The following is a 16,826-nucleotide window of genomic DNA, read 5'->3' as shown; positions in this document are numbered from 1 at the left end:
CCTCGCGGAGTTTATCGTGAGGGAGAAGTGCGTCATGCCCGTGTGGATGGAAATTCTGATCAATGTGATCGGTTACGCCGGCTTCATCGCCATCGCGACCTATCACAGATCGCCAGGCGAAAACTTGCCCGATCGTTGAGCGCCGGAGTCGCGGGCGTCAGTTCGCCTTATGCGGTTCTCCCGCGGTGCGGACCAGCCTGTCGGCCTTGACCAGCACCTGGCCGCTTTCAGCTTGCGGCCGCAATGAAAAGCTGATGACGACAAAGACGAGACACAGCAGCAGGCCGACCACCATGACGCGCCGGTGAGTCGGGTTGTCTGCGTTGTGAAACGAAGGGAACATGGCCTGTTTTCCTCAAGGCCATTCCCTATCGCAACGTCGGATACGCACAACGCTATCTGGATTTTAACCTAACCAAATAGGGTTATCTGCGTTTCTCAGTGAATTTGAGACGGCAGCCGCAGCGCTTTTTAACTTCCGCACGCGGTCGGTTTCCCGTTATTTCAATCGTCGGCAGCGAGTTCGAAACCTCGTCTCGGGGCGTCGCGCTTCCCAATGTCCGCAAACGGCTCCCTCATCCCCCCTTGCGGGATCTGCGCCAAACCACGATCCGCGCCGAGGGTGAATCGAAGCAATCCTGCATTCATCGAAAAAAGACTCCTTTTGTTCTCCTGGAACGAACAGGGGGCGCATTTTCCAGCACGATTGCCTTCTTAAGATACCGTTACCTCGCGGTGCCGGCCGTCGAACCTTTTCGGCGCCATCCGTACTCATCTAAAAAGGTGCTGCGATGACCCAAGCCGACCATTACCGAGAGCAGTCCACCAGGGCGCGGCGGCTTGCCGAAGCCGTGAAGGATCCGGAAGCCTCGAAGAAGTTGATCGAGATGGCCGAGGAATTCCGCCTCTACGCCGAGCGGCTGGAACAGAGGCATTGATTTTTTTGCACCCGGCGCGAAATCTTAACCGCGCATTTACCGAGTCCCCCTGAAGTGCTGCGCCGTTAACCGAACCTCTTTACAAGACGTAAATGCGCGCCTGACAGGTTTGGCCCAGGAGGGTCAATCCCATGGTCATTTATCCCATACCGGTTGAAGTGACGCAGGCCAGAATACAACTCGTCGTCGACCAGAACGCCAAGGCGCCGCCGAATACGATCAATCAGGATCTTCAGGCCGTCTATCATGCCAAGGCGGCCGCCGTCGAAGCGGCGCTTGCGGAAGTGCAGGCCGACGAACCGTCCCTGCTTGACGTCAAGGTCTGACCTGACGGGAATACTAACTTTGTGCGCAAGGGCCCGACTGCGTCCGGCCCTTCTCTCTCACGCTCGCCATGCGAGCTGCTGCGCATGCACGACGCTGAGCGCGAGCAGGCCGCCGATGCCCGCGAGCACGGCCAACCCTGCGAACCACACCCACTGAGGCTTTTCCTTGTAAGCGAGAAAGGCGGAGCAGATCGTACACACGATGGTCGGCATATTCGCGGTGAAGTGGATGCGCAAGGGCTAACGCGTCCGCGCGTGAGACCACTGTGCCCCGGGTCACATCGGCGACGCGGTCATCGCGCTATCGTCGCGCCATGATGCTGTTTCGCACCATCGTGATCTGGGCCGTACAAGTGCTGCTGTTTTGCGTCGGCATTGGTGTCGCGGGACTGTCCGCGCACCTGTTCGGCCCGATCATTGCCGAGACTTTCAGCATCCACGAACTGATCCCGACCGCGCTGATCTTCTTCGCAGTGGCGGCGACGCTGGGCTGGATCGGAAACAGGTTCTGGCCCGAAGATTGGATGTGCAATCCCCTGCTCTAGCCCCGCTGCGACGGATTACGGCGTGCAGCGGCCTTATCGCGGTATCGTCTCGGCGCGATAGATGTTCGTTCCCGAGGTTTCGACGATCCGGTCCTTGAGCGATTTTACGAACGCTTTCGAGCCTTCGACGGCAAAATGCGTGCGCAACGCCGCCTCGTCTTCCCATCGTTCGAAGAAGAACAGCCGCATCGGGTTCTGGCAGTCGACATGCACGTCATGCGAAATGCAGCCGGGCTCCTTGCGGGAGCGCTCGACATGCTCGATGCACGAGCGAAGCACGTCGTCGAACGTGTCCTCGCGCGCCAGAATGCTGCCGGTTACGATAATCATGCCGATCCCCCGTTCGCGCCAGCCAACCGCCCGCCCTCGAAAGGCGCCGGTCGTTACGCGTCGAGGCGGGCAGTTCTTTCGTTAATGCATCAGGCGCGGCACGACAACCGATACCGCCAGCAACACGCCGAGGCTGCTGACCACGGACAATTTCATCCGGGCCGTCCTGAAATCGGTGATCGGTAGCACGAGAAAGAAAGCCATCGCGAGTATGAGCAGGCCATAGAGCAAATACATCATTGAACCCTCCATTGGTGCGACAATGGAGGGCGGCGCTGGTTGCGTATGTGGAGGGGATCACGCAGGTCATGTGACGCTCTGGGGGCCGAAACAGATGCCAACAACCAAGCCGGACAAAACAAGCCCCAACAACGCTATTAGCGTCGCTTATGAAGTTCGTCGGCCCCCGGGCTTCAGAATAACAAATACTGCAATTTTACGCTTTTGGTTGTTTTGATGGCAACTTGAGCGTGCCACACCGTTTCTGATCGAAATTCGAGAGAGAATGGGAATGCTTGGAAAGTTTCTGCGCGACGAGAACGGCGCCACCGCAATCGAATATAGCCTCATCGCCGGGTTTATCGCATTGGCCATTATCGCGGCTGTCGGAATGACCGGACAAAGGCTCGTGGAGCTGTTCGAGAGTCTTATTCCGGCGCTGACGCGGTAGGTTACGATCAAAACATTATTGCAAAGGCAAGGCTAGCGAGGCCGACCAGAACCCAGAGCGCAATCCCGGCAAGCATTGATTCAAATTCACCCGGGTCTTGTCGGCCAAATAGCCGGAGTACCCACAGTCCGGTGCCGACGATAACAATTTCGAGAAGCGCTTCGATCATCAGCTTTCACGTCGCCGCGGCGTGCCTCGCCGTTTCGCGCTTGTCCAGGTTTCGCGTAAACGGGACGGAGTGAGACCCGCAGCCCCTGCCCTACATTGCAATTTGCTGCTAATTGTTGCCCTCGGGAGCTGAAGAAACTCCAAATTTCGCAAAGACCAGAGGACAACAAACATGCGCTATCTCCACACCATGCTGCGCGTTCGCGATCTCGATACCGCGATGAAGTTTTACCGGGATGCGCTGGGGCTGAAGGAAGTACGCCGGGTCGACAACGACAAGGGGCGGTTCACGCTGGTGTTCCTGTGCGCGCCTGAGGACGAGGGCCTGTTCAAGGCGGCGCCGCAGAACCGCGGCGCGCCGCTGGTCGAACTCACCTATAATTGGGACGAGGAGAAATATGGCGAGGACCGCTATTTCGGCCACCTCGCCTATGAGGTCGACGACATCTACGCCACCTGCGACCGCCTGATGAAGGCCGGCATCACCATCAACCGTCCGCCCCGCGACGGCAACATGGCGTTCGTGCGCTCGCCCGATCTGCATTCGATCGAGCTGTTGCAGAAAGGCGAGCCGAAGCCGCCAGCCGAGCCGTGGACCTCGATGCCGAACACCGGCCACTGGTAGGCCTTGTACCATTTCTTCGTCCACGTCCGTCATCCGAGCTACCGGCTCGTGACCCGAGCGGACACGCCGTTTCCTGACCAGACCAGTGAGCGCGAATGGCGGCTGACGCGCAGCCGCCATTCCGACGATGTCAACGCCGAAGTGCGCGAGGCGGTGGAGCGCGACGGCTACTCGCTGTTTCGGATCGGATTGTCGCTCGTGGGAATTCCGAAATCATAAAACGTTCCTCGCCTAGCGTTGTTTTATCCGCAGGAACTGGCCACGGCATGACGCGTTTTCTCCTCGAATATATTTTGAAGGAGGAAGTGATGGGACGAGGGATTTTGCTTTGGTTGCTGGGCGTGCCTATTCCGGTGATCATTCTGCTCTGGCTGTTCCTGGGCCACTGACCGAGCTGACGTTAGCCTTGCATAATGCGAGAAACGGGCTCTGTCGCGCTGCGGCAGAGCCCTGTTTTTTGTTGACGCTGGCCGTGCGCGAACGCGAGCTTTTTCGTCGATCTTCGGCTAAGAACTGAGCGCAGGCAGATCAGCGGGAGCGAGGCGCGTGGCCGACAACAAGAAACAACAACTCACCATCTGGGGCCGGGCCAACTCGGTCAACGTTCAAAAAGTGCTGTGGTGCCTCGCCGAGCTCGATCTGGCCTATGAACGAATCGACGCCGGCATGCAATTCGGCAGGAACAACGAGGCGCGCTATCTCGCGATGAATCCGAACGGCCGCGTGCCGACGCTGGTGGATGGCGACTACGTGCTGTGGGAATCCAATTCGGTGATGCGTTATCTCTGCATGGCCTATGGTGAGGGCTCGCCGATCTATCCCGCGCAGCCGAAGGCGCGCGCCGGCGTCGATCGCTGGCTCGACTGGACGCTGTCGACATTGCAGCCGGTCGACCGGCCGGTGTTCTGGGCGCTGGTGCGCACGCCGGTCGAAAAGCGCGACATGGTCGCGATCCAGAAGGATGCCGACGCCGAAGGCCTGGTGTGGCGGATCGTCGAGGCGCAGCTGGCGACGCGGCGCTTCATCGAAGGCGATCAGTTCACGATCGCCGATATCGCGCTCGGCGCTTATGCGCGGCGCTGGTTCGGCGTCGAAGGCGTCACCAAGCAGAGGCTGCCAAACCTCGAACGCTGGTTCGCGCAATTCGCTGCCCGCCCCGGTTTCGCCGAGTTCATCGCGCCACCGATGACGTAAGGGCTTGTTCAGCGCGAGCCGCTGGATACACCAGCGCCGACGCTTATCGCGCCGCCAATCTTCATGCAGGTGTTGGTGCCTTCGATTCTGACGAAGCCCGCGCCGTATTCCGCGCACGCATTAGCCGAACTCGGACGCTTCAGCGGAAGCGCCCTGCCCGATGTCGCGGCCTTGTCGGGCTTTTGCGGGCGGGGTTGCTCGGCGAACGCGGGAACCGAAGGCAGCAGCACCGCGATCATGACCAGGAGAGATTTTCGCATCCCGCCTTTTATCGCTGCTTGCGGATCGATGCCAGATTAGCGGACGAACTTCACGCCGACCGATTTGCCGCGGCGCCAGACCACTTCGCAGCGCCGTCCGGTCCTGGCATCGCGCGAAAACGCCAGCCGCAACTTGGCCGGCAGCGAGTTGGGATCGTCGATCGTGACCTTCGCCCCCGTCGTGGACAGATCCTGCACGACGCACTGGCGCGCGGCAAAACCGCCTTCGAGTGTGATCCACCCGGGCTGGCTCAACGATTTGCGCGTCTCGCGCTTCTTGCTCGATAGCAAAGCCATGTCGGAAGTTCCCCCCGATACAGCCTTACGCCAGGCGGCTTTAAAATTCGTTGCGTGTCGTCTGTCGCCGTCGCGCCGATCGAGATCAAAAACAGCCGCAAAACGGCTTTTCGAGCGGCTTGCCCACCCGGCCAAACGCCACTATACGTTCGCCCGTCGCCGCCTCCACGAACCTTGGACGGCCGGTGGCCAACACGGCCCATCAAGCGCCTAACGCCTTGATTTTCCGGTTGTTTTGCTCCCTTCGTCTATCGGTTAGGACGCCACCCTTTCACGGTGGAGAGAGCGGTTCGATTCCGCTAGGGAGCGCCAACAATTTCAATGGGTTAGCTCCTCTGCCGGCTGCGCTGTCCAACAAATGGACAATAAACGCGCACGAGCGAGGGGCGACAAATGGAAACAGCTTGTATCGCGATCGCCGTCTGCATCGCGCTCTACTTCGCAGTTCGGTTGACGCTGCGATACTACTTTCCGCCGGATACCTGATCCCGCCTGCCGGCGGTAATCTGCAAGGCGATGGCAAAGCGCGAACAGAAGATCACGCTGGGGGAAATGCGCTCAGGCGGCGGCCCTCGCCAGCTGTTGGTCTACTGCCCCCATAGCGCCCATAACATCATCGTGGATGCCGATCAGTGGGGCGATGAAGTCCGCCTGTCCGACCTGGAGCCTAAGTTTACCTGTAAAGTCTGCGGCCACCGCGGCGCCGACATCAGGCCGGATGTTCGAACACGCCCGCATGGGCACAGGATCCTGAGATGACCGTCTTTGTCTACGTCGACACCAGTAAGCAGGTTGGCGATGCCGATCACCTCAAGGTCTTCGCGAACGCTGACGCCGCGGAAAAGTGGTTTGAGCAAAACGATCCCAAAGGCGACGCCTTTGAGTACGAGGTTCTGGAATGAAAGAGGCCGCCAACTGAGGCGGCCTCTTCACAATCGAAGTTACGGTCCATTACTTTTTGCAATTCGCAGCAGAACAATATTTGGCGTCCTTGGCACGTGGTGTTCCGGCCCTAGAACAGGTCCCCGCTGGACACTGCACTCCCTTGTCGGTGCATACTCCTCCCGAACAGTTGCCCTTGCCGTCCATCCGACCTGCTGAAGCTGTAGTCGTTGGAACCACAGAACTTAATAATACCAGCGATAATGCCACGATAAAAATTTTCATTCCTTCCTCCCAAAAAAGCTCATTGCGAGCATGGGCCATAATGGCAGCAATCGCGCATTTGTTAACAGTCGATTTAGGACACTAGCAAAATCAGATTGGGACACCGGGGCAATACGGACAGCACCGAGATCCTAATGAGAACAAATCCAGAGACGAGAGGGAATGGCCCGCCGGCGTGAACCGGCGACCATAGGAACTATCGCTCGGCGATCCAATTGAGTCCGCGCTCAGTTAGGCGCGTACCATGAACAATACGGATCAAGAAACGGTATTGCGGGCTATGGAGGATGCCAGGCGTATCCTCGGAGAATACATCGAGCCGGGCCCACGAGACGCCACGCGTACAGTGCACCGGCTCATCGCCGTCCTCGATAGAGATGATGTCATCCTTGCTCTCGATCGAATGAAACGGCGCCGAACCCTTCGAGTTGTGGAATAGAGGCCCGCCGCGATGAGCAAGGCGGCCCTAGCGCGTGCGCCAGAGCCGCCAACCTTGATGCCAAGGTCTGCTACCGGCGGGAGCCTTAAGGCGACGCAAACCGGAAGCACCGAATCGACTCCCTCAAACCAATATCGTTCCTAATAGCGGGCCCGACGCACGACGTTGCCGGATGACATGCTCCGGCCTTACCACTGCCCTCCGCGGCGAATTTGAAAGCCGACGGCGCTATGTCCGTTGGCGGACAGATGATGCGTTCGAATTGCGCTAACGTGCCGATATTGCCGGTTGGAATGAAGCAGTTTGAAACCAGGAAGTATTGAGTTCAGCGGGCGCACGATCGCCTGCCTCATCCGTTGCCAGTCTGAGACTGGAGCGGCGCTGGAGGTCGTCGGCCTTTTAGGCATTCCGACCCAGTTTACTCTACTGATCATTGCTGATCGTTTGAGATGCGATTGCAAGGTGATATGGCGAACCGAACGCTTGATCGGAGTCAAGTTCACCAAGCTTGATGCGTCGAACGGATTACCCCGCCAAAGTTCGGGGTATGACAAAGTAGGCTGTCCCCGCTCTAATCTTCCCCGATAGTCTAGATCTGCGTTCGGACAGGGCGCGCAAGAGGACGGCTCCGGCACGCGGCCCCAGCCCCGCGCCGGGGCTGTTCGTTGCAAGGCCCGCCAACGTGAACCGGCGGGCTTTGATTTTGTTGACAATCAAACGCCCAGGCACGAAGCTTTGCTTTCATAAGAACTTTGAACGTTAGCGCTATCCCTTTTTATTCTCTCGAATAGTTTCTTTCTTTTATTCATTCGGAGGCACCGTGACCGACGAGAATTTCGCCCGTCTGCGCGCCCATGACAACAACATCAGCCGATATCGACGACTGCTCAAAACCAATCTCTCAGACCTTGAGCGCCAATTTCTGGAACGGCGCCTGAGGGAGGAAAGGTCGGCTGTCGAGAGCTTGGCTCATCCTGCTCCCACCCCACCGACTGGTACAGCCGGCCAGTTTGACGCGGGTGCGTTTTGATCTTTTGCTCGTGACACGCGCTCAAAAGATCACCATCGGCGACCGGCTAAAGCGTCGATATGGGCTTCCGGAGACCAGCCCCCAAAGCCCCCCTCCGGAAGAGGGCGGCCCCAGCTGCTGGAAAGAAACTGGGGCCGTTTCTCATTCAAGCCACGTACTGACACGGAAGCAAGCCCGCGCCGCGTAGAGCCGGATCAGGCGCATTCGTTGTCCCCGATCCTCGTCATCGACTGCGACGCTGCTACTTCTTTTCGACAGTCCAGCGATATCCTGAACCAGGCCCCACAAACACGCCGCTCTTCATGCACTGAGCGGCAGCGGCGTCACATTGTGCAGGGGTCACCGATGTTCCGGCTTTAGATGCACCAATTCTCTCCTTACAAAACTGAGCGCCCCCGGAACATGAAGTTGGTTGGTTCTGAGCCCAAGCGGCCGAAGAGGTGGAGAGGATCACAGCAGCGATCAGAATCCTGTGCATGTCGATAACTCCTTCAAATTGGGCAATCGGTTAAAAAATACGCCTAGGCTCCGAAGGTCATATCATTGGGTCTTTAGGGTGCACGGCGCAAGCAGAACCCGCCGGCGTGAACCGGCGGGCCAAGATTTCCTAGATCACCTACGCAACGCCAAGGGCCAGGGCAGTAGCTACGTTTTCAATTAGAAAGTAATGCCACGTCCGCCGTTTGCCGTCGTCCGATACCAGTTCGGCAGGCCAAGCGCATACGTCGGTGTCGTGCATCAAGGCGTGCTGGAGCAGCGCGAGTAGCCCCGCCTGCGTTGTGGGCCGCACGGTAACCAAGGTTACGGCTGCGTCCATCTCGGCGTCCCAAGCTCGTATTATCTCCCGCTCGCATTCAATCCAGCGCGGGTCGTCGGTTTCGACTATCTTTTCCTCCCAAATGGTCACGAACGACCGCCTTTTCTCTTTGGGCAATTCCTTTTCGAGGATGGTGTGGGTGTCCAAAACAGCCACCACAGCGGACATCGCAGCCTTGTGGGTTTCGATCGCCGCCAGGATCGGGTCAGGGACTCGCTGAGAGTCTTCAGCCGATACGGGCAGTGGGAAGTGCCATCCCGAGAACGGCGCCACCGGCGGCCACGCCAGCGGCTTGAGTAAGGAAGCGACGCCGCGACGGGGCATCGGATTGGGTTTGAGGTATGGGCGCGTTTGTGGGTGGCGTGCTATGCACGCTGTCAGCCCGGGTCATTGGATCACAGTCCTTCGTGGCTCGGGTTAGAGCCGTGCAAGTGTTCCAGCACTTGTTCGGCTCGCTATTTTATGGCACCATCAAATCATGAAGTCAACAATTAATAGCGCTAAAAAATCCCGCGGTCGTCCGCCCGTTGAGTCTGAGGCGGTGAATGTCCGTTTGACCCTGCCCGCCCTCAAGGGAATAGATGATTGGCGCCGTCAGCAGGAAGATCTGCCTGGCCGGCCAGAGGCCATCCGCCGGCTTGTAGAGCTGGGGCTGAAGGCGAAGGGAAAGTGAAGTCCAACAGCACAACGAGGGCGATATGATTTCTGCTTTGATAGGGGTTTTAATTATCGTCGTCGTCGGCGCAATCTGCTTTTGGGCGATCGACAAGTTCGCCACCGACAGCCGACTAGCAAATCTGCTCAAGTTGCTCGTGGTGCTCGTTTGCCTCGGTGCTATTTTGCAACGAGTGCTGCCGCTGACATATTAGCCAATGCCCCGGCTTGTGGAGCTGGGACTAAAAGCAAGGACACCTGCGCGGTGAATTGGGGACGCGGCCTATTCCGGTTGTGGGTGATATTCAGCGCCTTTTGGATCGCAATTTGTGCGGCCATCGTCGTCATCGACGGGCGACTGCTTGGAGACCTTTACCTCTCATCTTCCCAGCAGAGTCTCGATCTATTGAAATCGTCAATGAGCCTTGCATCTATCGGAACAATAGCTCCGAAAAGCGTGGGCAGGTTGAGGGGGAGAGTGTCGGGTGTCACAGATGGAAAAGACGACAGATTTACGCCCGGACAAGAACTGCAGTTTCATGTTCGGATCCGCTTCTCGGACGAAAACGATACCATAAGAACTTTTCCTGTCACTCGGCGCATTTTGTCGCCGCAAGCGGCAGAGCCGTGCCCGCCGTCATTTACCCTCGCCGCTCGGCCTGAGGGTTGTTGAGCGAGCGCGACCTGATTGGCTTCGCTCGGTTGGCCGCTCAATCGCGATCCCCTGCCCTCCGGTGCTGGCACTATGCGGCCGTGCCGCTCGATAGACTTCCGGACTGGGGCTGGTACGATGTCTGCGCACATTTGAAGTGTACGCAATGCGGCCCCGTTGGTTGGGTCGATCAGCGGCGAATTGGACTGAAGTAATAGATTATCAAAGGGGTATTTTTCGCCCTAGTTTATATTTGCTGGTCGAGCATTATCGCATGTCTGTTTCTGACGATCTGGCCGATCTCATTCCTATTGGCGAAGAAAACGCGATATCTGGCTTGTTGCTTTGGAAGCAACTGAAGATGTGGTCGCCCGCGAGCATTAAACACAATCTGAGGCTGATGGCTAAAGAGGGCCAGATCGAACGCAAGCGAGTTCTGCTGGGCGGGCATGAGACGACTTTGTATTTCAGGTCCCGAAGTTAATTCAGCCAAAGACAAGGTCCGGTGATGCTCGCGCGCATCGGCGTCATGCGAGCGCTGAACCGGCACCGCTTCGAGCGGATGTCCGCTCCAAGCAAGAAGCGCGCGAAAGCTTACAGGGTTATCTCGGCACGTCAGCCATCATGACGGCGAAGCCGAAGCCGCTTTCGTTCCCGTGCCGCCATTAGGTCAAGGACCGCGACGATAGCGGCCCATAGCCCCAAACCCACTACACCCATAATGAAGAATGTTGCTTCGTTCATCGGACAAGACCATCTGGCCCCGCTTATGAACGTCGCACAGTTCTTCACGTTCCAGATTATCGATAGGTTGATCTAGAATCCTGGCGTCTTTGAGCGCCGAGGTTCCCTTGCTGAGGAACCTCGCGTGTTGCTCAAATCTTCGTCTTGTCTCACTGCACCCATGACGCTTCACTTCTCCTGCAGGCCATTGCGAGCGACATCGGCCTTGGTCACAGGCTACCCTCGCTCCATACCCTGTGTGCCCCCGTCGTGCTCCATGTTGCGGCGGGGGTTTTTCATGCAAGGCCCGGCGGTTGATAGTTGAGACGACGATCATCCACCCCTCGCCAGTTTCATCCAGCCCTCAAGTCGCCATGTCCCGCGCATGGTTGGTCTCGCCAACCCGGCCACGGCGCAGGATTTGAGCACGGCGCATAATGCTGGGATTGTCGGAGAGCACTTCCTCCAACCCGATATCGATCCGCCGGCCGTATTCGGACACACCGTCACCCCGCCGGACTTCACCGATCGTATTGCGGATGATGCCTGACGCTCTGCTAAGCCGACGCTCGCCAAGGGCTTCCAGTTCGCCGAAGGTGCGATCGTGCTGCTTTGCCAAGCCCGCCACTCTGGCGCCGGTTGCCCGGGCTTTCTCGATCGCGGTGGCAAATTCCTTCGTTGCCGCTTCGAGCTCGTCAGATTGCTGGCGATGTTCGGCAATCAACGCATTCTTGGCGTTCGCATCTTCAAGCTTGCGCGCGTCGGCCTGCTTCTGGCTAAAGCCAGCCCTCGCCGCCTCCAGCGTCATCAGGTCCTGATCCAGCTGGGCAATCGCTGTGTGGATCTTGCCCGGGTCGCGGCCGGCTACGATCGCTTCCAGCTCGGTTGCCGTGTGGACGCTCGCTCGGCGATCGGTACGCGATATTGCACAGGGCCGCTGGGCGGCCGATACCGTACATCATCCCGATCGTACTCAGACCGGGAAGATTGCGCATTTATTTTGAGCGCTCCTTAATTTATTTATAGGTTCATGAACTAAAAATTAAATGGAGGGCAATGGATTGTCGGCAGTCGCCAATACAGCCGTAATGGGCCTTTACAGGCAGATGTGAAGGGTCGCAGCGCAACCTATAATGGCTGGAATTATTTTATTCAGAGGTATTTCAGTAAGCCCACTTCCCTTTACGGGTTTTTAATAAATGATATAAGTCGGGAAAATCTGGCAATTCGCGCCGGCAAATAAAAGCAATTTTGAATTCCAGTTATTGGCAGGAGTTGCGCATGGTCAAATCAAATACCCTGGGTGCAATTTGCATCCTCGCTCTGACCGCCGGTGTTTCGCTGCCGGCCCACGCAGATATCGTCATGGTGCCGGCGAGTTCGATCCAGGGCGACAATGTTCTTTTCAACGATGGCACTCAGACCGGTACGACCGTTTTGGGACATACGCAGTCGGGCACGCTTGTCGAGTTTTCAGGCACCACGTACGACGGCGGCAACACGATCACCGCGAACGGTGGACAGGCCCGGATCGAAGGCACAGCGGAGGCGCGCCTCACCAGCCTGAACTGGCATCTCCAAGGCGGCGGCACGTTCAACGACCTGGAGTTCAATATCAATACCGTGCTGAACGGCCGGAACGGCGGCGGCGCAACGTCGGTCAGTTTCACTCTTTACGACGACAACCTGGACCCGTTCTCGTTTAACAATTATGCCCTCGCAAACGGCGAGAACTTCTTTGGCTTTCAGGGCATCAACGGACAGTCCATTTCCTCCATCTTCATGACGTTCAATGGAGGGAACGGCGTTCAGGATGTGAGGCAGATCAGACTTGAGGAAGTCACGGCCGCCGTGCCCGAACCGTCCACATGGGCGATGATGATTCTGGGCTTCGCCGGCGTTGGGTTCTTGGCCTATCGCCGCCGCGGGCAAGGCAAGGCGCTGCGTCTGGTCTGATGGGCGCGTTCCATAGAAAATCAAAGGGCCGCCACTTGTGGCGGCCTTTTTTCCGAAATGACGGCCCACGAATATTAAGTCGCAGCGGGCTGTGCCATCAGCGGTGTTGGGGGCGTCCGAAGTGCGGCCACACGGGCCTTGCAAAGCTCATCATATGCTGGAACACTCCATAATATTTTCACTCATACTCAGGATTGTACGATGAAGCATTTTGCTAAAGCGATCTTCGCAATCGCCGCTCTCGCAGTAGTCGAACAATCCCATGCTACTACGATCACGTTTGAAGAGGTCGGATTGGTTGCGATGGGCAACTCGCCAGGAGCAGCAGTACCGGTTGGCGCTCAGCTCTCTAATCAGTTCTTGGCAGCAAGCGGCGTGTTGTTCACCTCGGGTGCCGGTTACGCCGCTGTCGTCGATCATGGGTATCCATGGTTGACTCCCACTCCGCCCAACATCATCGGAGGCACAACAGCGAACGGAACTCTCGATTACTCCGCTGCAATTGGTGCTTCCTTCTTCACGGTAGCCAATACCTCCATCTTGGCTACTACGAATTTTGTCAGCGTGCTGGGCGAAACCTATGGCCTCGGCTCCGGCACCGTTACGTTGTCAGCTTATGACTATCTCGGAAATTTGCTCGGCTCGGTAAGCGACACCGACAACTATCCGCTCGGCACCGGGCCAACTTTGACCCTCAATTTTGCAGGCATACACTCGGTCACCTTCACTGGCACCTCGGGCACGGTCGGTTTCGACAATTTCCAGTTCGGCGAACTTACGGCGGTTGGTGCAGTGCCCGAGCCCGCCACTTGGGCATTGATGATCTTGGGTTTCGCAGGTGTCGGCTTCATGGTTTATCGACGCAAGGAGCAACAAGGCTCGCTGTGTCTAGCCTGAGGTTATCAGTAGCTTTGCGGAAAGCCGCCTCCGGGCGGCTTTTTTTTGACCAAAGTCTGGAACCGGCTCCGATTCGTTCCCAAGGGGAGGATGACTGAAGAGTGCTCCATGCTCGGCATGCGGCGAGATCATCTCTCTTAGCGCCGCCAGCATGGCTTCGGTCAAGTCTCACACCAGGCGCATCCGGTCGCTCAGCGCGCGGCCGAGTGGTGTCGCCGATCGGAAATGTGGAAGCCCTGCCCGGCCTTCGCGCATTGATCCCTTGGGCCACCAATCCCTCTCTGCACCAGACTTCTTTCGATGAGAATGCGCGAGTAAACTCGTCTCACAACGATCCGCATACCACTACTCTTTTTACGGAAAGAATGCGCGACTACACGCTCAAGGAGAAGGCGAAGATCACCGCTGGCGCCGTGGCGGCACTCGTCATCGTGGCGTGGCTTGCTGTCTTCGCATTGGCGCTGCTATCGACGGGATAGACAAGGCAACCGGCGATATCACAGGAACTTTGTTCTGCTACTGGAACGATCGCAGGAACTTTGTTCTACCCCGGAGAACTACCTCAGGAACTTTGTTCTTCTCCGGAGAACTACGGGGCGACAGGTACGCAACTCAAATGACAGACAATCTCTCACGCGTCGACGGCACGCGAGTCCTCGCCGACCTTCGCGCACTGCGTGCAATCGGCACGTATAAGTCCGGTGTTCACAAGCCGACGTTCTCGGAGCCGCATCTGCGTTCACTAGCGTGGCTGGTGCAGCGGCTGCCCGAGGCCGGCCTTGCGGGCGAGATCGACGGCATCGGCAATATCATCGGCACCAGCACGAAAGACGGACCGAAGCTGTTGGCGGGATCGCATCTGGAAAGCCAAAACCACGCGGGCTGGCTCGATGGACCGCTCGGCGTGATCTATGCGCTCGAAGCCGCCCGCGTCATCAATCCCGATCCAAATACAAACGGCGCGGTCGAAGTTGCGTCCTGGTGCGACGAGGAAGGGCATTTCGGACATTTCCTCGGCAGCCGGTCGTATGTCGGCGGCGTCACCGAAGCCGATATCGACGCGGCGCGCGACCGCAACGATGGCAGGAGCATGCGCGATGCGCTGCGCGACGCGGGTCTTGCCGGCCGCGCCCGCGCGCGGTGCGAACAAGGTCGGCATATCGGATATCTGGAAGCCCATATCGAACAGGGCGAGACCCTCGAAAGCAGCGGTCTCAACATCGGGATCGTCACGTCCATCGTTGGCATCTGGCAATATCGCATCACCTTCACCGGCGAACAGAACCACGCCGGCACCACGCGGATGGCAGTTCGCCGCGACGCCGGCCTCGCGCTCGCCAGGTTCTGCGTCGCGATCGACGACCGCTTCCCCGCGGCCTGCGGTCCGCGCACGGTGTGGACCACGGGCCGCATCACGCTCGATCCCGGCGCGCCGAGCATCATCCCGGGCGCGGCGGAAATGCTGTTCCAGATTCGCGACGACGATCCCGCCGTGATCGCGCGGCTGGAAGATCTCCTCCGCAGCATGGCTGCCGAGGTCAGCGCGCAGGGCCGCTGCAGCGTCGCGGTGGAGCGCATCCGCACCGGGGCGCCTGCGTTGATGGACGCCTCATTCCAGCAAGCCGTCGAACAAGCCAGCGCAGCCTTTGCTGGCGGCAAGTCGCTCCGCATGCCGAGCGGCGCCGGCCACGACGCCCAGATTCTTGCCACCGTGATGCCGGCGGGCATGCTGTTCGTGCCCTCGATCGGCGGCATCTCGCACCACTGGACCGAGAACACCACCGACGCCGACATCGTCACGGGGGCCGAGGTGTTTGTTGATGCCTGCCGGCGGCTGTTGGCGCGATGAGGCGGCACGAGAAACGACATGGCCACTGAGACCAAGCCGACCCGTTCGATCAGGGATATTCCACCAGGCGTATGGGTCCTGGGCTTTGTCTCGATGCTGATGGACATCTCGTCGGAGATGATCCACGCTTTGCTGCCGATCTACCTGGTCTCGGTGCTCGGCGCGTCGATGGTGACGGTCGGCGTCATCGAAGGCATCGCCGAGGCCACCGCCTCCATCACCAAAATATTCTCCGGCGCGCTCTCGGACTGGCTCGGCAAGCGCAAATGGCTGGCCGCCATCGGCTATGGCCTCGCGGCCTTCACCAAGCCGGTGTTTCCGCTCGCACCAACCGTCGGCTGGCTGGTGGCTGCGCGTTTCGTCGATCGGATCGGCAAGGGCATTCGCGGCGCGCCCCGTGATGCGCTGGTGGCGGATCTCTCGCCACCCGACCTGCGCGGTGCGAGTTTTGGGTTGCGCCAATCGCTCGACACGATCGGCGCCTTCACAGGCCCCCTGCTCGCCATTGCCCTGATGTGGTGGACGGCTGATAACTTCACGACGGTGTTCTGGGTTGCCGTGATCCCCGCCTTCCTGGCGTTCGCGCTGATCGTTTTCGCCGTGCGCGAGCCGGAACGACCGAAAGCGCTGCGCACCGTGCGCAATCCGATCAGCCTGGCCGAGATCAAAAACCTGGGAACGGCCTATTGGTGGGTGGTGGCAGTCGCGAGCGTGTTCACGCTGGCGCGATTCAGCGAAGCCTTCCTCGTTCTCCGCGCCCAGAATGTCGGGCTGCCGATCATGCTGGTGCCAGTCGTGCTGGTGGCCATGAATGTCGTCTATGCCCTCGCCGCCTATCCCGCCGGCGTCATGTCGGACCGCATGAGCCGGACGGCCGTGCTGGCGAGCGGCATTGTGTTGCTGATCGCTGCGGATGTCGTGCTGGCCCTGATGCCCTCGGTGGGCGGCGTTGCGCTGGGCGTCGTGCTCTGGGGCCTGCACATGGGGCTGACGCAAGGCTTACTGGCTGCGCTGGTTGCCGATACGGCGCCGGCCGAGTTGCGCGGCACGGCTTTCGGATTCTTCAACCTGCTCGGCGGCGTGGCGATGCTCGCTGCCAGCGTCATTGCCGGCGCGCTCTGGGATATCGCGGGGCCGCAGGGAACGTTCCTGGCCGGCGCCGGCTTCGCGCTGGCCGCGCTGGCGGGATTGCTGATGGTACGGGGCAAGATCGGCCAACGGATCCGCGTTTAAGCCGATGGCGGATTGATCCGCCATTGCGGCGCCCGCAAAGGCTGGAACTTCAAACC

The 16,826-nt window shown here is 59.0% G+C and carries 26 protein-coding genes and 1 tRNA gene; 18 read left to right on the top strand and 9 right to left on the bottom strand.

What is annotated here, in order from left to right; all coding sequences use genetic code 11:
* Positions 1–157: 157 nt before the first annotated feature.
* Positions 158–343, bottom strand: coding sequence for a hypothetical protein (locus AC0QUY_RS22655; protein ID WP_475388454.1), 186 nt, complete (start codon positions 341–343; stop codon positions 158–160).
* A gap of 448 nt (positions 344–791) precedes the next feature.
* On the opposite strand from AC0QUY_RS22655, the gene AC0QUY_RS22650 reads away from it, so the two are divergent.
* Positions 792–938, top strand: coding sequence for a hypothetical protein (locus AC0QUY_RS22650; protein ID WP_202639079.1), 147 nt, complete (start codon positions 792–794; stop codon positions 936–938).
* A gap of 131 nt (positions 939–1,069) precedes the next feature.
* Positions 1,070–1,264 (top strand): hypothetical protein, encoded by a 195-nt coding sequence (locus AC0QUY_RS22645; RefSeq protein WP_161854478.1) that lies wholly within the window; start codon positions 1,070–1,072, stop codon positions 1,262–1,264.
* Between the two features lie 57 nt (positions 1,265–1,321).
* On the opposite strand, the gene AC0QUY_RS22640 is transcribed toward AC0QUY_RS22645, so the two are convergent.
* Complete coding sequence (locus tag AC0QUY_RS22640; RefSeq protein WP_475388453.1) at positions 1,322–1,501, bottom strand: hypothetical protein; 180 nt, start codon at positions 1,499–1,501, stop codon at positions 1,322–1,324.
* Positions 1,502–1,530: 29 nt separating this feature from the next.
* Between AC0QUY_RS22640 and AC0QUY_RS22635 the strand changes: the two genes are divergently transcribed.
* Entirely contained in the window at positions 1,531–1,809 is a 279-nt protein-coding gene (locus tag AC0QUY_RS22635; protein ID WP_475388452.1) for a hypothetical protein, read from the top strand.
* 33 nt (positions 1,810–1,842) lie between these two features.
* Here the strand turns inward: AC0QUY_RS22635 and AC0QUY_RS22630 are convergent, their stop codons facing one another.
* Together AC0QUY_RS22630 and AC0QUY_RS22625 are read right to left on the bottom strand one after the other, a co-directional pair.
* Complete coding sequence (locus AC0QUY_RS22630) at positions 1,843–2,139, bottom strand: putative quinol monooxygenase (protein ID WP_475388450.1); 297 nt, start codon at positions 2,137–2,139, stop codon at positions 1,843–1,845.
* A gap of 81 nt (positions 2,140–2,220) precedes the next feature.
* Positions 2,221–2,379 (bottom strand): hypothetical protein, encoded by a 159-nt coding sequence (locus tag AC0QUY_RS22625; RefSeq protein ID WP_475388449.1) that lies wholly within the window; start codon positions 2,377–2,379, stop codon positions 2,221–2,223.
* Positions 2,380–2,644: 265 nt separating this feature from the next.
* Between AC0QUY_RS22625 and AC0QUY_RS22620 the strand changes: the two genes are divergently transcribed.
* On the top strand, positions 2,645–2,809 hold the full coding sequence (locus tag AC0QUY_RS22620) for a Flp family type IVb pilin (RefSeq protein ID WP_202639078.1): 165 nt from the start codon (positions 2,645–2,647) through the stop codon (positions 2,807–2,809).
* A gap of 7 nt (positions 2,810–2,816) precedes the next feature.
* On the opposite strand, the gene AC0QUY_RS22615 is transcribed toward AC0QUY_RS22620, so the two are convergent.
* Positions 2,817–2,978, bottom strand: a complete 162-nt coding sequence (locus AC0QUY_RS22615; protein ID WP_475388448.1) for a hypothetical protein — start codon at positions 2,976–2,978, stop codon at positions 2,817–2,819.
* A 171-nt stretch (positions 2,979–3,149) separates the two neighbouring features.
* Here AC0QUY_RS22615 and AC0QUY_RS22610 point away from each other — a divergent pair, with 171 nt between their 5' ends.
* From AC0QUY_RS22610 to AC0QUY_RS22595, 4 genes are all read left to right on the top strand, one after another.
* Positions 3,150–3,602, top strand: coding sequence for a VOC family protein (locus AC0QUY_RS22610; protein WP_475388447.1), 453 nt, complete (start codon positions 3,150–3,152; stop codon positions 3,600–3,602).
* Positions 3,603–3,650: 48 nt separating this feature from the next.
* Positions 3,651–3,821, top strand: a complete 171-nt coding sequence (locus tag AC0QUY_RS22605) for a hypothetical protein (protein WP_475388446.1) — start codon at positions 3,651–3,653, stop codon at positions 3,819–3,821.
* A 47-nt stretch (positions 3,822–3,868) separates the two neighbouring features.
* Complete coding sequence (locus AC0QUY_RS22600; protein ID WP_475388445.1) at positions 3,869–3,991, top strand: hypothetical protein; 123 nt, start codon at positions 3,869–3,871, stop codon at positions 3,989–3,991.
* A gap of 157 nt (positions 3,992–4,148) precedes the next feature.
* Positions 4,149–4,796: a glutathione S-transferase family protein gene (locus AC0QUY_RS22595; protein WP_475388444.1), complete on the top strand. Its 648-nt coding sequence runs from the start codon at positions 4,149–4,151 to the stop codon at positions 4,794–4,796.
* 8 nt (positions 4,797–4,804) lie between these two features.
* Here AC0QUY_RS22595 and AC0QUY_RS22590 read toward each other — a convergent pair whose 3' ends face one another.
* The gene (locus tag AC0QUY_RS22590; protein WP_475388443.1) at positions 4,805–5,035 is read right to left on the bottom strand and encodes a porin; all 231 of its coding nucleotides are present in this window, start codon (positions 5,033–5,035) and stop codon (positions 4,805–4,807) included.
* A 57-nt stretch (positions 5,036–5,092) separates the two neighbouring features.
* On the bottom strand, positions 5,093–5,353 hold the full coding sequence (locus AC0QUY_RS22585; RefSeq protein WP_065756268.1) for a PilZ domain-containing protein: 261 nt from the start codon (positions 5,351–5,353) through the stop codon (positions 5,093–5,095).
* A 237-nt stretch (positions 5,354–5,590) separates the two neighbouring features.
* On the opposite strand from AC0QUY_RS22585, the gene AC0QUY_RS22580 reads away from it, so the two are divergent.
* The 4 genes from AC0QUY_RS22580 to AC0QUY_RS22565 all read left to right on the top strand — a co-directional run bounded on the left by AC0QUY_RS22580 (position 5,591) and on the right by AC0QUY_RS22565 (position 7,989).
* Positions 5,591–5,665: transfer RNA gene (locus AC0QUY_RS22580), tRNA-Glu, on the top strand.
* 443 nt (positions 5,666–6,108) lie between these two features.
* Entirely contained in the window at positions 6,109–6,255 is a 147-nt protein-coding gene (locus AC0QUY_RS22575) for a hypothetical protein (RefSeq protein WP_475388441.1), read from the top strand.
* Between the two features lie 1,007 nt (positions 6,256–7,262).
* Positions 7,263–7,547 carry a PilZ domain-containing protein gene (locus AC0QUY_RS22570; protein WP_475388440.1) on the top strand — a complete coding sequence of 95 codons (285 nt, stop codon included), beginning with the start codon at positions 7,263–7,265 and terminating at the stop codon, positions 7,545–7,547.
* A 232-nt stretch (positions 7,548–7,779) separates the two neighbouring features.
* Positions 7,780–7,989 (top strand): hypothetical protein, encoded by a 210-nt coding sequence (locus AC0QUY_RS22565; RefSeq protein WP_475388439.1) that lies wholly within the window; start codon positions 7,780–7,782, stop codon positions 7,987–7,989.
* Between the two features lie 616 nt (positions 7,990–8,605).
* On the opposite strand, the gene AC0QUY_RS22560 is transcribed toward AC0QUY_RS22565, so the two are convergent.
* A complete protein-coding gene (locus AC0QUY_RS22560; protein WP_475388438.1) occupies positions 8,606–9,130 on the bottom strand; it encodes a hypothetical protein in 525 nt (174 codons plus the stop codon).
* Positions 9,131–9,504: 374 nt separating this feature from the next.
* On the opposite strand from AC0QUY_RS22560, the gene AC0QUY_RS22555 reads away from it, so the two are divergent.
* Entirely contained in the window at positions 9,505–9,675 is a 171-nt protein-coding gene (locus AC0QUY_RS22555) for a hypothetical protein (RefSeq protein ID WP_475388437.1), read from the top strand.
* Positions 9,676–10,386: 711 nt separating this feature from the next.
* Positions 10,387–10,596, top strand: a complete 210-nt coding sequence (locus AC0QUY_RS22550) for a hypothetical protein (protein WP_475388436.1) — start codon at positions 10,387–10,389, stop codon at positions 10,594–10,596.
* 603 nt (positions 10,597–11,199) lie between these two features.
* On the opposite strand, the gene AC0QUY_RS22545 is transcribed toward AC0QUY_RS22550, so the two are convergent.
* Entirely contained in the window at positions 11,200–11,643 is a 444-nt protein-coding gene (locus AC0QUY_RS22545; RefSeq protein ID WP_475388435.1) for a hypothetical protein, read from the bottom strand.
* Between the two features lie 473 nt (positions 11,644–12,116).
* Between AC0QUY_RS22545 and AC0QUY_RS22540 the strand changes: the two genes are divergently transcribed.
* From AC0QUY_RS22540 to AC0QUY_RS22525, 4 genes are all read left to right on the top strand, one after another.
* On the top strand, positions 12,117–12,791 hold the full coding sequence (locus tag AC0QUY_RS22540; protein WP_475388434.1) for a PEPxxWA-CTERM sorting domain-containing protein: 675 nt from the start codon (positions 12,117–12,119) through the stop codon (positions 12,789–12,791).
* A gap of 201 nt (positions 12,792–12,992) precedes the next feature.
* Positions 12,993–13,688 carry a PEPxxWA-CTERM sorting domain-containing protein gene (locus tag AC0QUY_RS22535; RefSeq protein ID WP_475388433.1) on the top strand — a complete coding sequence of 232 codons (696 nt, stop codon included), beginning with the start codon at positions 12,993–12,995 and terminating at the stop codon, positions 13,686–13,688.
* 616 nt (positions 13,689–14,304) lie between these two features.
* A complete protein-coding gene (locus AC0QUY_RS22530; RefSeq protein WP_475388432.1) occupies positions 14,305–15,537 on the top strand; it encodes a hydantoinase/carbamoylase family amidase in 1,233 nt (410 codons plus the stop codon).
* 18 nt (positions 15,538–15,555) lie between these two features.
* Positions 15,556–16,770: an MFS transporter gene (locus AC0QUY_RS22525; protein ID WP_475388430.1), complete on the top strand. Its 1,215-nt coding sequence runs from the start codon at positions 15,556–15,558 to the stop codon at positions 16,768–16,770.
* The last annotated feature ends 56 nt before the right edge of the window (positions 16,771–16,826 follow it).

It is taken from the genome of Bradyrhizobium sp. WYCCWR15520 (assembly GCF_056174665.1).
The sequence above is the reverse complement of the archived record's forward strand: the minus strand, read 5'-3'. Positions and strand labels throughout refer to the sequence as shown.

What these genes read in the sequence shown, in the direction of transcription:
- AC0QUY_RS22535 (WP_475388433.1), top strand. Translation starts at nt 12,993, where the DNA reads ATGAAGCATTTTGCTAAAGCGATCTTCGCAATCGCCGCTCTCGCAGTA.
- AC0QUY_RS22530 (WP_475388432.1), top strand. Translation starts at nt 14,305, where the DNA reads ATGACAGACAATCTCTCACGCGTCGACGGCACGCGAGTCCTCGCCGAC.
- AC0QUY_RS22645 (WP_161854478.1), top strand. Translation starts at nt 1,070, where the DNA reads ATGGTCATTTATCCCATACCGGTTGAAGTGACGCAGGCCAGAATACAA.
- AC0QUY_RS22630 (WP_475388450.1), bottom strand. Translation starts at nt 2,139, where the DNA reads ATGATTATCGTAACCGGCAGCATTCTGGCGCGCGAGGACACGTTCGAC.
- AC0QUY_RS22585 (WP_065756268.1), bottom strand. Translation starts at nt 5,353, where the DNA reads ATGGCTTTGCTATCGAGCAAGAAGCGCGAGACGCGCAAATCGTTGAGC.
- AC0QUY_RS22540 (WP_475388434.1), top strand. Translation starts at nt 12,117, where the DNA reads ATGGTCAAATCAAATACCCTGGGTGCAATTTGCATCCTCGCTCTGACC.
- AC0QUY_RS22615 (WP_475388448.1), bottom strand. Translation starts at nt 2,978, where the DNA reads ATGATCGAAGCGCTTCTCGAAATTGTTATCGTCGGCACCGGACTGTGG.
- AC0QUY_RS22560 (WP_475388438.1), bottom strand. Translation starts at nt 9,130, where the DNA reads ATGCCCCGTCGCGGCGTCGCTTCCTTACTCAAGCCGCTGGCGTGGCCG.
- AC0QUY_RS22610 (WP_475388447.1), top strand. Translation starts at nt 3,150, where the DNA reads ATGCGCTATCTCCACACCATGCTGCGCGTTCGCGATCTCGATACCGCG.
- AC0QUY_RS22650 (WP_202639079.1), top strand. Translation starts at nt 792, where the DNA reads ATGACCCAAGCCGACCATTACCGAGAGCAGTCCACCAGGGCGCGGCGG.
- AC0QUY_RS22545 (WP_475388435.1), bottom strand. Translation starts at nt 11,643, where the DNA reads ATGACGCTGGAGGCGGCGAGGGCTGGCTTTAGCCAGAAGCAGGCCGAC.
- AC0QUY_RS22625 (WP_475388449.1), bottom strand. Translation starts at nt 2,379, where the DNA reads ATGATGTATTTGCTCTATGGCCTGCTCATACTCGCGATGGCTTTCTTT.
- AC0QUY_RS22590 (WP_475388443.1), bottom strand. Translation starts at nt 5,035, where the DNA reads ATGATCGCGGTGCTGCTGCCTTCGGTTCCCGCGTTCGCCGAGCAACCC.
- AC0QUY_RS22550 (WP_475388436.1), top strand. Translation starts at nt 10,387, where the DNA reads ATGTCTGTTTCTGACGATCTGGCCGATCTCATTCCTATTGGCGAAGAA.
- AC0QUY_RS22525 (WP_475388430.1), top strand. Translation starts at nt 15,556, where the DNA reads ATGGCCACTGAGACCAAGCCGACCCGTTCGATCAGGGATATTCCACCA.
- AC0QUY_RS22620 (WP_202639078.1), top strand. Translation starts at nt 2,645, where the DNA reads ATGGGAATGCTTGGAAAGTTTCTGCGCGACGAGAACGGCGCCACCGCA.
- AC0QUY_RS22555 (WP_475388437.1), top strand. Translation starts at nt 9,505, where the DNA reads ATGATTTCTGCTTTGATAGGGGTTTTAATTATCGTCGTCGTCGGCGCA.
- AC0QUY_RS22655 (WP_475388454.1), bottom strand. Translation starts at nt 343, where the DNA reads ATGTTCCCTTCGTTTCACAACGCAGACAACCCGACTCACCGGCGCGTC.
- AC0QUY_RS22600 (WP_475388445.1), top strand. Translation starts at nt 3,869, where the DNA reads ATGACGCGTTTTCTCCTCGAATATATTTTGAAGGAGGAAGTGATGGGA.
- AC0QUY_RS22575 (WP_475388441.1), top strand. Translation starts at nt 6,109, where the DNA reads ATGACCGTCTTTGTCTACGTCGACACCAGTAAGCAGGTTGGCGATGCC.